The organism is Paucibacter sp. KBW04, assembly GCF_003852425.1.
Taxonomy (GTDB): Bacteria; Pseudomonadota; Gammaproteobacteria; order Burkholderiales; family Burkholderiaceae_C; genus Paucibacter_A.
In genome coordinates this window covers 210,036-224,867 of the sequence record NZ_QAJN01000007.1, presented here as the reverse complement: position 1 = coordinate 224,867, position 14,832 = coordinate 210,036, and the positions used below count along the sequence as shown (strand labels likewise).

The following is a 14,832-nucleotide window of genomic DNA, read 5'->3' as shown; positions in this document are numbered from 1 at the left end:
CCGGGGCCGGTTCTTGAATTGCCCGGTGAATGACTCGCCGAATTACTCCGCTTGGGCGGCCAGCAAGGGCACGCCCAGGGAGTCACGCACCTTGTTCTCGATTTCGCGGGCGATGTCGGCGTTCTCGCGCAGGAACTCGCGTGCATTGTCCTTGCCCTGGCCGATCTTCTCGCCGTTGTAGGCGTACCAGGAGCCGGACTTCTCGACCACCTTGGCGACCACGCCCATATCGATGATCTCGCCTTCGCGGCTGATGCCTTCGCCGTAGAGGATGTCGAACTCGGCCGTCTTGAAGGGCGAGGCCACCTTGTTCTTGACCACCTTGACCTTGGTTTCGCTGCCGATGACCTCGTCGCCCTTCTTGATCGAGCCGATGCGGCGGATGTCCAGGCGCACCGAGGCGTAGAACTTCAGCGCATTGCCGCCGGTGGTGGTTTCGGGGCTGCCAAACATCACGCCGATCTTCATGCGGATCTGGTTGATGAAGATGACCATGCAATTGGTCTTCTTGATGGTGGCGGTCAGCTTGCGCAGGGCCTGGCTCATCAAGCGAGCCTGCAGGCCCGGCAAGGAGTCGCCCATTTCGCCTTCCAATTCGGCCTTGGGGGTCAGTGCCGCCACCGAGTCGACCACGATCAGATCCACGGAACCGGAGCGCACCAGGGCGTCGACGATTTCCAGGGCTTGCTCACCGGTGTCGGGCTGGCTGATCAGCAAGTCTTGCAAGTTGACGCCCAGCTTTTGCGCGTACTGGATGTCCAGGGCATGCTCGGCGTCGATGAAGGCAGCCACGCCGCCGACTTTTTGCATCTCGGCAATCACCTGCAGGGTCAGGGTGGTCTTGCCCGAGGATTCAGGGCCGTAGATTTCGACCACCCGGCCGCGTGGCAGGCCGCCGACGCCCAGTGCAATGTCCAGGCCCAGGGAACCGGTGGACACCACTTGGATGTCCTCAATCACCTCGCCCTCACCCAGGCGCATGATGGAGCCCTTGCCGAACTGCTTTTCGATCTGCGACAGGGCGGCTTGCAGGGCTTTGGCTTTTTCGGTGCTGATGGTGGGTTTCACTGGGGCGTCCATAAATATCTCCTCGATGAGCTGGCTGGATTATGGCGCAATCTGTATGTTTGTACAGTGGTTTTGAAAATTCATGCGCGGGAATGTCTTGAAGCGGCACGGACGGTGTCAAACCTAGAATGACCGAACCAAGAACGCGAAACCGCCGGAGACCACAGCATGCGTATTTTGATCGCTGAAGACGACCAGGTGTTGGCGGATGCCTTGCTACGCTCCCTGCGGGCTTCGGGTTATGCCGTCGACCAGGTCGGCACCGGGACCGAGGCCGATGCGGCCCTAGCCTCGCATGAGTTCGATCTGGTGATCCTGGATCTGGGCCTGCCGCGTCTGCATGGGCTGGAGGTCTTGCGCAAGCTGCGCGCCCGCGGCTCCTCGATGCCGGTGCTGATCCTGACCGCGGCCGACAGCGTCGAGCAGCGGGTCAAAGGTCTGGATCTGGGCGCCGACGACTATATGGCCAAGCCTTTTTCCCTGCAGGAGTTGGAGGCGCGGGTGCGCGCTCTGACCCGCCGCGGCCTGGGCACGGCCTCCAGCATCATCAAGCACGGGCCGCTGTCCTTTGATGCGACCGGCCGGGTGGCCTATATCAACGAGCAGATGGTGGAACTCTCGGCCCGCGAGCTGAGCCTGCTGGAAGTGCTCTTGCAGCGCGCCGGCCGCCTGGTCAGCAAGGACCAGTTGGTGGAGCGCCTGTGTGAGTGGGGTGAGGAAGTTAGCAATAACGCCATCGAGGTCTATATCCACCGCCTGCGCAAGAAGATCGAGCAAGGCCCCATCCGCATCGCCACGGTGCGCGGCCTGGGCTATTGCCTAGAAAAAATCCCCGGTTGATGTTGATCCGATCGGCAGTGAGGGGCAGTTATGGCCGCTGAATCCGGCCAACGCTCCCTCTTCGGCGAGATCCTGGATTGGATGCTGGCGCCGCTGCTCTTGATCTGGCCCATCAGCGTGGCCTTGACCTGGCTGGTCGCCCAAGGCATTGCCGGCAAACCCTATGACAGGGAGTTGGGCGAGATGGCTCGCACCCTGGGTTTGCAGGTGGCTTCGCCCTCGGTGGCGGCTGCCGCCGGGCGCACCGGGCGCTCGCAGTACGCCTTGGCGCCTGAGGCGGCGGCGCTGCTGCGGGCGGATGAAACCGATACCGTCTTCTTCCAGGTGCTGGGCCTGCGCGGCGAGTTGCTGAACGGCGACGCCAAGCTGCCGGTGCCGCCCGACGATGACCCCATCGTGCCCTGGGAGCTGCACTTTCGCGATGACGAGGTGGGCAATGAGCGGGTGCGGGTGGCCTACCTCTGGGTCTCGCCCGAGGGCATGGCGGGCAGCAGCAAAACCATGTTGGTGCAGGTGGCCGAGACCCTGGGCAAACGTGGCCGCCTGACGAATGAAATCATCAAGGGCGTGATCCTGCCGCAGTTCGTCATCCTGCCCTTGGCCGTGCTCTTGGTCTGGTTGGCGCTGGCGCGCGGCATCGCGCCGCTGAACGAGTTGCAGCGCCGCATCCGCTCGCGCGAGAGCTCCGACCTCAGCCCCATCGACGAGCGCCGCATCCCGGAAGAGGTGGCGCCCCTGGTGCGCGCCATCAATGATTTGCTGGCGCGGCTGGATCAGTCCATCAGCAGCCAGAAGCATTTTTTGGCCGACGCGGCCCACCAGCTGAAGACTCCTTTGGCGGGCCTGCGCACGCAGGCCGAGTTTGCCCAGCGCGAGATCGACGAGGGCCGCAGCGAGCCCGCTGAGTTGAAGCGTTCGCTGCAGCAGATCGCGCTGTCCAGCCAGCGTGCCGCGCACATGGTCAACCAGCTTTTGGCCATGGCGCGGGCCGAAGATCAGGAGCACGCGGCCCGGCGTAGCGAGGTCAATCTGCCCGAGTTGGCGATCGAGACGGTGCGCGATTTCGTGCCACGTGCTTTTGATAAGCGCATCGATCTGGGCTATGAGGGCCCAGAGCAGGAGCAGAGCAGCCTGAGCGTTCTGGGTCACCCCTTGCTGATCCGCGAGCTGATCCGCAATCTGGTCGACAACGCCTTGCTCTACACCCCGGTCGGCGGCACGGTGACGGTGCGGGTGGTGGAAGACCCCTTCGGCCAGGTCAGTGTTTTGCAGGTGGAGGACTCCGGCCCCGGCGTGGCCGAGGCCGAGCGCGAGCAGGTCTTCCAGCCTTTTTACCGCGCCCTGGGCACCAATGTGGACGGCTCCGGCTTGGGGTTGGCCATCGTGCGCGAGATCGCGCAGCAGCATGAGGCCGAGGTGACCTTGGATGAAACCCGCCCGCGCCGACCGGGCCAGGCGGAGCCGGACGGCCAGGGCCCGGGGGCGCGGTTTACCGTGCGCTTCTCTGCTCACCCCTTGCCAGAGACCGAGAGCTGATCAGTAGCGGGGCCGCCGCGTCTTGGCGATAGACATCAACAGCCCCAGGCCCAGGCCCAGGGTCACCATGGCGGTGCCGCCATAGCTGATGAAGGGCAGGGGCACGCCCACCACGGGCAGGATGCCGCTGACCATGCCCATATTGACGAAGACGTAGACGAAGAAGGACAGCGTCACCGCGCCCGCCATCAGGCGTGAGAACAGGGTCGGCGCTTCGGAGGCAATCATCAGCCCGCGCAGGATCAGGGCGGTGAAACCGGCCAACAGGGCCAGGGCGCCGATGAGGCCGAACTCCTCGCCGAAGGCGGCAAAGATGAAGTCGGTGGTGCGCTCGGGGATGAACTCCAGATGGGTTTGCGTGCCCTTCATGAAGCCCTTGCCCTGGATGCCACCGGAGCCGATGGCAATCTCGCCCTGGATGATGTGGAAGCCCTTGCCCAGTGGGTCTTTATTGGGGTCCAGCAGGGTGCAGACGCGGTTCTTTTGATACTCGCGCAGCACCGGCCATTCCACCTCGGGCTGGCAGATTTTCTCCTCGCTCATCACCAGAGCGGTGATGGCGACGGCGCCGATCACGAAGGCCGGGATGATCAGGCGCCAGCTCAAGCCGGCGAAGAAGATCACGAAGAAGCCGGCCGAGAACACCAGGATGGAGGTGCCCAGATCGGGCTGCTTGGCCACCAGCAGCACCGGCACGGCCAGCAGCAGGAAGGCGGCGATGAAGTCGGGCAGACGCAAAAGCCCTTCACGCTTTTGGAACCACCAGGCCAGCATCAAGGGGGTGGCGATCTTGAGAATCTCCGAGGGCTGGATCTGGGTGATGCCGATATTGAGCCAGCGGGTCGCGCCCTTCTTGGTGATGCCGAACAAGGCCGTGGCGATCAGCAAGAGCACGCCCACGGTGTAGAGCGGAATTGCCAGCTGCATGATGCGCTGCGGCGGGATCTGGGCCACGAAAAAGATCAGCGCCACCGAGATCAGCATATTGCGCGAGTGGTCGACAAAGCGCGTGCCGTGGTCATAACCGGCCGAGTACATGCAGATCAGGCCCAGGCCCATCATCCAGGCGATGGCCAGCAGCAGCGGGACGTCAAAGCCGCTGAACCAGGGCTTGAGGCGTTGCCACCAGCTGGGTTTGTCGAAAACGGCGTTCATCGTGAGGAGGCTCCGCTGGCGGGTGGCGCGGCCAGGGGGCGGGCGACGGCACTGGCCTTGGTTGCGGGGGCAGACGCACTGGCGGGCAATGCGGCGGGCTTTTTGATCGGGGTGGCGGTGGCCGCAGAAGTGCTGGCTGCTGGAGCCGAAGCCGCTGAAGCCGCCGATGCCGCCGATGCCGCCGAAGCGGCAGCTTCCGCCGCGCTCGGTGCCGAGGCCGGCACGCCGGGCAGGGGCACGCTGGCGATGGCGCGCGGCGTACCAATGGGCGCGGTGCTCTTGCCGATCTGGGTCAGGGCGATGTCTTCCTCGCTGGGGTACTGGCCCATCAGCACATAGTCGAACACCCGTCGGGCAATCGGGGCGGCCGAGGTGGAGCCGAAACCGGCGTTCTCGACGATCACCGCCAGCGCGATGGTGGGCGCATCGGCCGGGGCAAAGGCGACGTAAAGCGAGTGGTCGCGCTTGCGCTCATCGGCCTTGATGTCCTTGTACTTCTCACCCGCCCGCAGGCCCACGGCCTGGGCCGTGCCGGTCTTGCCGCCGCTTTTGTAGGGCGCACCGGCAAAGGCGGCGCGCGAGGTGCCCTCGATGGTCACGCCATACATGGCATTGCGTATGACGTCGACATGCTCTTTCTTCAGGGGCAGCGGGTCAAGCGCATCGCTGGCGGTGCGGCGCTGTTCATGTTTGACCACATCCTCGATCTCGCGCACCAGGCGCGGCCGGAAGCGCTGGCCACCGTTGGACAAGGTGGCATAGGCCGAGGCCAGCTGCAGAATAGTGAAGCTGTTATAGCCCTGGCCGATGCCCAGGGAGATGGTCTCACCGGCAAACCATTTTTGATTGGCCGGGCTTCTGGAGAAATAGCGGCGCTTCCACTCCTGCGAAGGCAGCACGCCGGTGACTTCGCCCTGCAGATCGATCTCGGTGCGGCGACCCAGACCAAAGGGTTCCAATTCGTCGTGGATCAGGTCCACGCCCATCTCATTGGCCAGGCTGTAGAAGTAGACGTTGGAGCTGCTGACGATGGCCAGGCGCATGTCTTTGGGGCCGGGGCGGTCGCTCTCGGGGCTGCCGAAGGTACGGCCGCCGAAGCTGTAGGTCAGATTGTCCTGAATGACGACGCTGGGGCCGCGCTTGCCGCTGTTCAGTGCCGCCATTGCCATCAGCGGCTTGTACGTGGAGCCAGGCGGGTAGGTGCCGCGCAGGGCGCGGTTGAGCAGGGGCTTGTCGGGGTTTTCGTTCAGATCGCGCCAGCTGTCGACATCGATGCCATCGACGAAAAGATTGGGGTCGAAGGTGGGTTTGGAGACGAAGGCCAGCACCTCGCCATTGCGCGGGTCGATGGCGACCAGGGCGCCGCGGCGGTCCTTGTACAGCTCCTCCACCAGGGCTTGCAGGCGGATGTCGATGGACAGCTGCAAGGTATTGCCCGGCGTCGGCGGCCGGTAGGCCAGGCGGCGCACGGCGCGGCCGGCGGCGCTGGTTTCCATCTGCTCAAAGCCGGTGATGCCGTGCAGCTCGCGCTCATAGCTCTGCTCCAGGCCCAGCTTGCCGATGTATTCGGTGCCGCGGTAATTGGCGATGTCTTCCTCTTCCCAATCCTCCATGGCCTTTTTCTCGGCCTGGTTGATGCGGCCGATATAGCCGATCAGATGGGCGCCCACCTCCCCCAGCGGGTAGCTGCGGAACAGCCGGGCCTTGATCTCCACGCCAGGAAAGCGAAAGCGCTGGGCGGTGAAGCGGGCCACCTCGCCGTCGCTCAGCTTGGTGCGTATGGGCAGGGACTCGAAGCTCTTGCTCTCCTCCATCAGGCGCTTGAAGCGGCGGCGGTCGCGGGCCTGGATGTCCACCACCTGGGCCAGCTCGTCGATGGTGGCCTCCAGATCGACCACCTTGGACGGGGTGATCTCCAGCGTGTAGGCCGAGTAATTGCTGGCCAGCACGATGCCGTTGCGGTCCTTGATCAGGCCGCGATTGGGCACGATGGGCACGATGGTGACGCGGTTGGACTCGGCGCGGTCCAGCAGGCTGTCGTGCTGGATCACCTGCAAAAAGATCAGGCGCGCCACCAGCAAGCCGAAGCAGAACAGCACAAAGCCGGCCGCGGCCACCAGGCGCAGGCGGAAGCGCGACAGCTCTTGTTCGAGATTCTTCAGGACCGTCATGGGGCAATGCGCCGGCGTGAGCCTGCTTTACAGCGGGCGGTTGGCATCACGGTCCGGGGCACGGCGTTGCGGCGCCAGCAGCAGCACCGTGGCCAGCGGCCACAGCATGGCCTCGAACACCGGCGCCAGCATCAGCGTCCAGCCCGGCCACATGCCGCCCACCAGCATGCGCACCGCCAAGGACACGGCATGGGCCATGGCAAACAGGGGCAGCACATGCAGGGCTTGGGTGATCAAACCGAAGCTGGGCAGGCGGCGATGCAGGCTCACCGCGCCATAACTCAGGATGCTGTAGGCCAGGGCATGTTGGCCCAGCAAGGAGCCGTGGTGCACATCGATCAGCAGGCCGAAGGCAAAGGCCCAGCCCACGTTGACGCGGCGGGGTTGATGCACGCCCCAGAACACCAGCACCACCGAGAGCAGGTCCGGCATCAGGGCCGTGCGGCCCAAGGGCACCAGATCGGCCACCAGGGCCAGCAAGAGGCTGAAGGCGATGAAGACAGGATTGGCCGGCAGCAAAAGCTGGCCGGAGCCGCGCGGCATGATCATGGCTTGCCTCCGGCTGAAGCCGCCTTGGCCGCGGCCTTGACGTTCTTGATGGCGGCCTTGGTCTGGGCGTGGGCGGCGGCTTCGGAAGCGGCGGCTGCTGCCGCCTCGGCCTGGGCGGCCTCATGCTGGGCCAGGGGCTGCAGCACCAGCACATGGCGCACGCTGTCGGCCTGCGCCACGGCTTGCAGGTCCACGCGGGCAAAACTGCTGTCGCCACGGCGCTCCACCAGGGTGACCTTGGCGACGGGCAGGCCGGGCGGGTAGATGCCGTCCAGGCCTGAGGTGGCGAGCAGATCGCCTTCCTTCACATCGGCATTGGCGGCCAGAAAGCGCAGCTCCATGCCGCTGCCGTCGGCATTGCCGAAGGCGGCATTGCGCTGCTGGGTGCGGGTGTTGAGCACGGGAATGGCGGCGTCCTTGTCGTTCAGCAGGGTGACCTCGGCGGACAGGGTGTAGAGCCGGGTGACCTGGCCCAGCACGCCGGCGTCGTTGATCACCGGGGCGCCCAGCTGCACGCCGTTGGCACTGCCGCGGTCGATGACGACGCGGCGGGAATAGGGGTCCGGCGCCTCGTACAAGACCTCGGCCGCTTGCGAGCTGACCTGCAAGGCCGGGCGCAGGCCCAGCAAGGCCCGCAGGCGCTGGTTCTCGTCTTGCAGCTGCGATGCGCGTGAGAGCTTCTCGGCCTGCTGCACCAGCTGTTGGCGGGCCAGGTTCTCGGCCGTCATGGCGCGCTGGGTGCCGCGCAGATAGTCGCCAAAGTTGTCCCAGGCATCGACCGGCGTCAGCAGCAGGCGCTGCACCGGATGCAGCAGCAGGGCCAGGCCCGCGCGGGCCGGCTCCACCACCTTGAAGCGGGCGTCGGCCACCATCAGAAAAACCGCCGCGGCCGCGCACAGCAGCAGCTTGGTCAGGGCCGAGGGGCCTTGACGGAAGATGGGGGGCGTCGTGCGATCTGGAGGACCGAGGGGCATGGCGAAAAAGGTTCAGCGTTGCCAGCCGTAGCGAGCCGAGCTTAGGCTAGGCGGACGGAGCGCAGGAACCGGAGCGACCTCGAGGGTCGTGAGGATTCCGAGCACCGCCCAACGACGCATAAGCTTGGCGTAGTAGGCCCGAACTTACTCGTAAGTGAAGATGCTGCCCAGGCGTTCCATGCGCTCCAGCGCCATGCCGCAGCCGCGCACCACGCAGGTCAGCGGATCCTCGGCCACCAGCACCGGCAGGCCGGTTTCTTCGGCCAGCAGGCGGTCCAGATCGCGCAACAAGGCGCCGCCGCCGGTCAGCATCATGCCGCGCTCGGCGATGTCGGCACCCAGCTCGGGCGGGGTCTGTTCCAGCGCGTTCTTCACGGCGGAGACGATTTGGTTGAGCGGGTCGGTCAGGGCTTCCAGAATCTCGTTGGACGAGATGGTGAAGCTGCGCGGCACGCCTTCGGCCAGATTGCGGCCCTTGACCTCGATTTCCTTGACCTCGGAGCCGGGGAAGGCCGAGCCGATGTTCTTCTTGATCGCTTCGGCCGTGGGCTCACCGATCAACATGCCGTAGTTGCGGCGGATGTAGTTGATGATGGCTTCGTCGAACTTGTCGCCGCCGACCCGCACCGAGCCCTTGTAGACCATGCCGCCCAGCGAGATCACGCCCACCTCGGTGGTGCCGCCGCCGATGTCCACCACCATCGAGCCGGAGGCTTCCGACACCGGCAGGCCGGCGCCGATGGCGGCTGCCATGGGTTCCTCGATCAGATAAACCTCGGAAGCACCGGCGCCCAGGGCCGATTCACGGATGGCACGGCGCTCAACCTGGGTCGAACCGCAGGGCACGCAGATGATGATGCGCGGGCTGGGGCGCAGCATCTTGGAGTCGTGCACCATCTTGATGAACTGCTTGAGCATCTGCTCGGTGACGGTGAAGTCGGCGATCACGCCGTCCTTCATCGGGCGAATCGCCTCGATATTGCCCGGCACCTTGCCCAGCATGGCCTTGGCTTCGTGGCCGACGGCTTGAATGGTCTTCTTGCCGTTGGGGCCGCCTTCGTGGCGGATGGAGACAACCGAGGGCTCGTCGAGCACGATGCCCTTGCCGCGGACGTAAATCAGCGTGTTGGCGGTGCCGAGGTCGATGGCGAGGTCGGTGGAGAAGTAGCGGCGCAGGGAGGCGAACATCATGTTTTTGGCGGGCGCGGGCTCTGGCATCTGGGCCTTGGGCTGCAGATCGCTTCAAGCACCGCGCATGGGTAGCGGCTGAATTGGGTTCTTCGGGGCGCGGCCAGCTGATTCAAGGTCGGCTGCGCCAGGGCGGCATTCACAGATTGTTTCAACTTCATCTCCAGATGTGCGACGAGGCTGCGGGTCCAAGAAGGACATGCAGCCCCGGTGCCATGGAGATAAGCGGAGATAATAACTGATCACCCCTTAAATTCTTCACCGCACGGGCCATATGTTTGCTAGTGGCTCACCATTGCTCGCACTCTCGCGTGCGCGATGGTTGGCCTGTGTTTTTCCAACCTCGGAATCGCATTGCCCATGGCACTGACCTCTCAAGACGTAAGCCGCATCGCCCATCTGGCGCGGCTGGACCTGCAGGCTGCTGAAAGCAGCGAAATGCTGACCCAGCTGAATGGGTTTTTCAAGATCGTGGAGCAGATGAGCGCCGTCGACACCCGTGGTGTCGAGCCCCTGTACACGCCGCTGTCGGCGGTGCAGGAGGTGGCCCTGCGTCTGCGTGACGACGCCGTCACCGAAGGCAATCAACGCGAACTCAATCAGCGCAGCGCCCCGGCGGTGGAAGACGGTCTGTTCCTGGTTCCAAAGGTCATCGAATAATGACAACGACAAAAGCTTCTTTGCATGATTTGGGCGTGGCCGATTTGAGCCGCGCGCTGGCCGCCAAGAGCGTGTCCAGTTTTGAGGTGACACAACATCTGCTTGCGCGTGTTACCACCCATTCGCCACTGGGTTGCTTCTTGCACGTGGACGAGGCCCTGGCTCTGGCCGCGGCCCAGGCGGCCGATGCACGCCGCGCCGCCGGTGAAACCGGGGCGCTGATCGGTGTGCCCCTGGCCCACAAAGACATCTTCGTCACCCAGGACATGCCCACCACGGCCGGCTCTAAGATCCTGGTCAACTACCAAAGCCCCTTCGACGCCACCGTGGTGGCGCGCCTGAAGCAGGCCGGCACGGTGTCACTGGGCAAGCTCAATTGCGACGAGTTCGCCATGGGCTCGGCGAATGAGAACTCGGCCTTCAAGCCGGTGATGAACCCCTGGGATCACGACCGCGTGCCCGGCGGCTCCTCGGGTGGCTCGGCAGCGGCCGTGGCGGCTCGCCTGGTGCCCGCCAGCACCGGCACCGACACGGGCGGCTCCATCCGCCAGCCCGCCAGCTTCACCGGCATCACCGGCATCAAGCCCACCTACGGCGTTTGCTCGCGCTTCGGCATGATTGCCTTTGCCTCCAGCCTGGACCAAGCCGGCCCCATGGCCCGCACGGCCGAGGACTGCGCCCTGCTGCTCTCCGCCATGAGCGGTTTTGACGAGCGCGATGCCACCAGCATCCAGCAGCCGCCGCAAGACTTCCATGCCCAGATGCTGCAGGCCCGCGAAGGTGCGACGGCCGCCCAGCCGCTGAAGGGCTTGCGCATCGGTCTGCCGCGCGAGTTCTTCCCGGCCGCCCTGTCGGCCGATGTGGCCAGCGCCGTGCGCCAAGGTCTGGCCGAGTTGGAAAAGCTGGGCGCCACCCTGGTCGATGTGAGCCTGCCACGTACCGAGCTGGCGATTCCGGTTTACTACATCATCGCCCCGGCCGAGGCCAGCTCGAACCTGAGCCGTTTTGACGGCGTCAAGTTCGGCCATCGTGCGGCCCAGTACGACGATCTGCTGGACATGTACAAAAGGACCCGTGCCGAAGGCTTCGGCCCCGAGGTCAAGCGCCGCATCATGATCGGCAGCTACGTGCTGAGCCATGGCTATTACGACGCCTACTATCTGCAAGCGCAAAAGCTGCGTCGCATGATTGCCGACGACTTCCAGCAAGCCTTCCAGCAATGCGATCTGATCGCCGGCCCGGTGGCCCCCACCGTGGCCTGGAAGCATGGCGAAGGCAAGGACGATCCGGTCAAGGCCTATCTGGCCGACATCTTCACCCTGCCGGGCTCCCTGGCCGGTCTGCCCGGCATGAGCGTGCCGGTGGGCTTGGGTGCCGAGGGCATGCCTGTCGGTCTGCAATTGCTGGGCAATTACTTCAAGGAAGGCCAGCTTTTGCATGCGGCCCATGCCTTGCAACAGGCCACCGATTGGCACGCCGCCGCCCCCGCAGGAATCTGAGCGAAACAAGCACATGAGCGCAACACAGCAAAGCAAACTCGTGCGTGGTTATGAGGTCGTGATCGGCCTGGAAAACCACGTCCAGCTCTCCACCCAGTCCAAGATCTTCAGCGGCTCCTCTACCGCCTTCGGTGCCGAGCCCAATACCCAGGCCTCGCCGGTGGATCTGGCCCTGCCGGGCACCCTGCCGGTGATGAACCGGGGTGCCGTCGAGCGCGCCATCCGCTTCGGCCTGGCCGTGGGCGCCAAGGTCGCACCCTTGTCCATCTTCGCGCGCAAGAACTACTTCTACCCCGACCTGCCCAAGGGCTACCAGATCAGCCAGTTCGAGATCCCGGTGGTGCAGGGCGGCACGGTGGAGTTCTTCGTCGGCGATGTGAAGCACAGCGTCAATCTGACCCGCGCCCACCTGGAAGAAGACGCGGGCAAAAGCCTGCATGAGGACTATCACGGCCAGTCGGGTATAGACCTGAATCGCGCCGGTACACCGCTCTTGGAGATCGTTAGCGAGCCCGATATGCGCTCCGGCGCCGAGGCCTGCGAATACGCCAAGACCTTGCACGCCCTGGTGATGTGGCTGGGCATCTGCGACGGCAATATGCAGGAAGGCTCTTTCCGCTGCGACGTCAATGTCTCGGTGCGCAAGCCAGGCAGCCCCTATGGCACGCGGCGCGAAATCAAGAACCTGAACAGCTTCCGCAATCTGCTGCAGGCGGTGGACTACGAGGTGAACTGGCAGATCGACGAGATCGAGGACGGCCGCACGATTCAACAAGCGACCGTGCTCTTCAACCCCGATACGGGCGAGACCCGCGCCATGCGCAGCAAGGAAGATTCGGCCGATTACCGCTACTTCCCCGACCCCGATCTGCCACCCCTGGTGATCGCGCCGGAATGGGTGGAGCGGGTGCGTGGCGAGATGCCCGAGCTGCCGGCCGTGATGGCGGCGCGCTTTGAGAGCGTCGATGGCCTACCCGCCTACGACGCCGCCTTGATGACCCAGAGCCTGGCCACGGCGCGCTTTTATGAAGCCGCCCGCGACGCCTGCAAGGCCCCCAAGCTGGTGGCCAACTGGCTGCAAGGCGAGTTCTCCCGCCGCTTGAATGCGGAGGAACGCACGATCGAATCCAGCCCGGTCTCGGCCGCCACCCTGGCCGCCTTGATTGGCCGCATCCAGGACGGAACCATTTCCAACAACGCCGCGCGCCAAGTCTTCGAGGCTTTGTGGACGGGTGAAGGCCAGGATGTCGACGCATTGATCGAAGCCAAGGGACTTAAGCAGATGAGCGACACGGGCGAGCTGGAGCGCATCCTCGACGAGGTGCTGGCCGCCAATGCCAAGTCGGTGGAGGAGTTCCGTGCCGGCAAGGACAAGGCCTTCAACGCCCTGGTCGGTCAGGCCATGAAGGCGACCAAGGGCAAGGCCAATCCGGCCGCTGTCAATGAGTTGCTGAAGAAGAAGCTGGAAGGCTGATTCCAGCCAGACAAAGGGCCGCTCTAGCGGCCCTTTTGTTTTGTCTCAGCGCTTGCCGTCGGGTGCGGCGTCAGCACCGGCGCCGACCTCGGCCTTGCTCGGCCCCAAGCTACCTGGCGCGGCGCCGGCCCACAGGCGCTTGAGTCTTGAGAGCTCCGCGTCGTAGCGGCTGTTGATGCGCACCAGTTCGGCCTTTTGGTTCTCGATCAGCTGTTGCTGGGCCTCGACGGCCGCGTCGTTCGCGTCCATCTGCTGTTTGAGCTTGGCCGGCAGGGCACGGCCCTTGTAGAACTCGGCCTCGTCCAACAAGGGCTTGCGCTCTTGGGCCAGATCCTTGATTCGCCGCTCCGAGATCAGCATGGCCTTGCTGGCATCGTCCAGCGCGGCGCTGCGGGCGGCCTTGTGGCTGGGCTCGTTGGGGAAGCGCTGCATCAGATTGCGATCCCGCCGCACGGCATCCAGCTGCGCGGCCCGGTCGGCCGCATGTTTGCGATCGCGTGCTTCCTGCGCCGCCCGCTCTTCGGGGGACATGGCCGGTGGCAGGGTGGCGCGCTGGGAGCCGTCGGCATTGAGGATGCGTTGCTCGCGCGAGCTGCACTCGACGATGGGGCGGTCCGAGGTCAGGCGGCGACCGTCCAGGGTGGTACAGGAGTAGATGCTGCCCTTGCTGCTGTCCTTGCTGGGCGGCTGCGCCAGGCTGGCGGGCGCAAGTAGGCAGGCCAAGGCGGACAGCAGTGTGCTGCGGCCTAGCAAGGCGCAGCGCTGCAGCATGGTTCCGTCCTCAAAACGCCTTGTGCGCAGGTGATGGTGCATCAGACCCCGTACTTGTCCCGATAAGCTTGGACGGCCTCGGCAAAAGCCGTCACCGAACTATCGTCCGCTGAGCGTAGATACTGAAGCAGATCGGCCAGTCCGGCAATCGCGATTACCGGCATCTGTAGTTGCTGCGTGACGTATTGCACCGCCGAGTGCGGCAGATCCACACCGTTCTCGGCCGCCTTTTCTTGGCGATCCAGGGCGATGGTGACGCCGCAGGGCGTGGCGCCAGCGGCCTTGATCATGGCGATGGACTCGCGCACCGAGGTGCCGGCCGAGATCACATCGTCAATGATCAGCACTCGGCCCTTGACCGGCGCGCCTACCAGGGTGCCGCCTTCGCCGTGGTTCTTGGCCTCCTTGCGGTTGTAGGCAAAGGGCTTGTTATGACCCAGTCGGGCCAGCTCGATGGACAGGGCCGCGGCCAGGGTGATGCCCTTGTAAGCGGGGCCAAAAATCATGTCGAACTCCAGGCCGGAGGCGATCAGACGCTGGGCGTAGAACTTGGCCAGGGCGCCGAGCTTAGCGCCGTCATCGAACAGGCCAGCGTTGAAAAAATAGGGGCTCAGACGGCCGGCCTTGGTCTTGAATTCACCAAAGCGCAGCACGCCGGCTTGCACCGCAAAGGCCACAAATTCCTGGGCAAGTTGATCGGGGGTGTGAGTGGCTTGGGTCATGGCGCGGGTGTTTTAGGGCGACGCTGAATAAGTTCCCGTGATGCTGCGCGCCACGGTTCGGAATGCCCAACAAGGCGCAAACCACAGCCATAGCCGCAGCTATGGCGAGGATTTGCAACGCCGTTGGGCGCCCGAAACGGGGATGCGCAGCGCACGAGGGACTTGTTCAGCGTCGCCTTAGCTGATGAACAGGGAGTGGGCGGAATTGTAGGGCTGCAAAAAAGC

General features: G+C 64.8%; 13 protein-coding genes. 5 read left to right on the top strand and 8 right to left on the bottom strand.

Annotation, left to right across the window (positions count from 1 at the left end):
• Positions 1 to 42: 42 nt before the first annotated feature.
• Positions 43 to 1,080 (bottom strand): recombinase RecA, encoded by a 1,038-nt coding sequence (recA, locus tag DBR47_RS09135; protein ID WP_124449177.1) that lies wholly within the window; start codon positions 1,078 to 1,080, stop codon positions 43 to 45.
• Between the two features lie 156 nt (positions 1,081 to 1,236).
• Between recA and DBR47_RS09130 the strand changes: the two genes are divergently transcribed.
• On the top strand, positions 1,237 to 1,908 hold the full coding sequence (locus DBR47_RS09130; protein WP_124449175.1) for a response regulator transcription factor: 672 nt from the start codon (positions 1,237 to 1,239) through the stop codon (positions 1,906 to 1,908).
• Positions 1,909 to 1,938: 30 nt separating this feature from the next.
• Positions 1,939 to 3,444, top strand: coding sequence for a sensor histidine kinase (locus DBR47_RS09125; protein ID WP_124449173.1), 1,506 nt, complete (start codon positions 1,939 to 1,941; stop codon positions 3,442 to 3,444).
• Here DBR47_RS09125 and rodA read toward each other — a convergent pair whose 3' ends face one another.
• From rodA to DBR47_RS09100, 5 genes are all read right to left on the bottom strand, one after another.
• On the bottom strand, positions 3,445 to 4,599 hold the full coding sequence (gene rodA / locus DBR47_RS09120; RefSeq protein ID WP_124449171.1) for a rod shape-determining protein RodA: 1,155 nt from the start codon (positions 4,597 to 4,599) through the stop codon (positions 3,445 to 3,447).
• A complete protein-coding gene (gene mrdA / locus DBR47_RS09115; RefSeq protein WP_124449169.1) occupies positions 4,596 to 6,770 on the bottom strand; it encodes a penicillin-binding protein 2 in 2,175 nt (724 codons plus the stop codon). The genes rodA and mrdA overlap by 4 nt, the downstream gene beginning before the upstream one ends.
• A gap of 27 nt (positions 6,771 to 6,797) precedes the next feature.
• Positions 6,798 to 7,319: a rod shape-determining protein MreD gene (gene mreD / locus DBR47_RS09110; RefSeq protein ID WP_124449167.1), complete on the bottom strand. Its 522-nt coding sequence runs from the start codon at positions 7,317 to 7,319 to the stop codon at positions 6,798 to 6,800.
• Entirely contained in the window at positions 7,316 to 8,293 is a 978-nt protein-coding gene (gene mreC, locus DBR47_RS09105) for a rod shape-determining protein MreC (protein ID WP_124449165.1), read from the bottom strand. Before mreC ends, mreD begins: the two co-directional genes overlap by 4 nt.
• A 144-nt stretch (positions 8,294 to 8,437) precedes the next feature.
• Positions 8,438 to 9,481 (bottom strand): rod shape-determining protein, encoded by a 1,044-nt coding sequence (locus DBR47_RS09100; protein ID WP_058722426.1) that lies wholly within the window; start codon positions 9,479 to 9,481, stop codon positions 8,438 to 8,440.
• 360 nt (positions 9,482 to 9,841) lie between these two features.
• Between DBR47_RS09100 and gatC the strand changes: the two genes are divergently transcribed.
• Genes gatC through gatB form a run of 3 tightly spaced genes read left to right on the top strand, consistent with a single transcriptional unit; the run spans position 9,842 to position 13,114 of the window.
• Entirely contained in the window at positions 9,842 to 10,141 is a 300-nt protein-coding gene (gene gatC / locus DBR47_RS09095) for an Asp-tRNA(Asn)/Glu-tRNA(Gln) amidotransferase subunit GatC (protein WP_124449163.1), read from the top strand.
• Positions 10,141 to 11,640 carry an Asp-tRNA(Asn)/Glu-tRNA(Gln) amidotransferase subunit GatA gene (gene gatA / locus DBR47_RS09090; protein WP_124449161.1) on the top strand — a complete coding sequence of 500 codons (1,500 nt, stop codon included), beginning with the start codon at positions 10,141 to 10,143 and terminating at the stop codon, positions 11,638 to 11,640. Before gatC ends, gatA begins: the two co-directional genes overlap by 1 nt.
• Positions 11,641 to 11,653: 13 nt before the next feature.
• Positions 11,654 to 13,114, top strand: a complete 1,461-nt coding sequence (gene gatB, locus DBR47_RS09085) for an Asp-tRNA(Asn)/Glu-tRNA(Gln) amidotransferase subunit GatB (RefSeq protein ID WP_124449159.1) — start codon at positions 11,654 to 11,656, stop codon at positions 13,112 to 13,114.
• Positions 13,115 to 13,159: 45 nt separating this feature from the next.
• Here gatB and DBR47_RS09080 read toward each other — a convergent pair whose 3' ends face one another.
• Positions 13,160 to 13,927 carry a hypothetical protein gene (locus DBR47_RS09080; RefSeq protein WP_124449157.1) on the bottom strand — a complete coding sequence of 256 codons (768 nt, stop codon included), beginning with the start codon at positions 13,925 to 13,927 and terminating at the stop codon, positions 13,160 to 13,162.
• A complete protein-coding gene (gene pyrE, locus DBR47_RS09075) occupies positions 13,927 to 14,607 on the bottom strand; it encodes an orotate phosphoribosyltransferase (RefSeq protein ID WP_124449155.1) in 681 nt (226 codons plus the stop codon). The genes DBR47_RS09080 and pyrE overlap by 1 nt, the downstream gene beginning before the upstream one ends.
• Between the last annotated feature and the right edge of the window lie 225 nt (positions 14,608 to 14,832).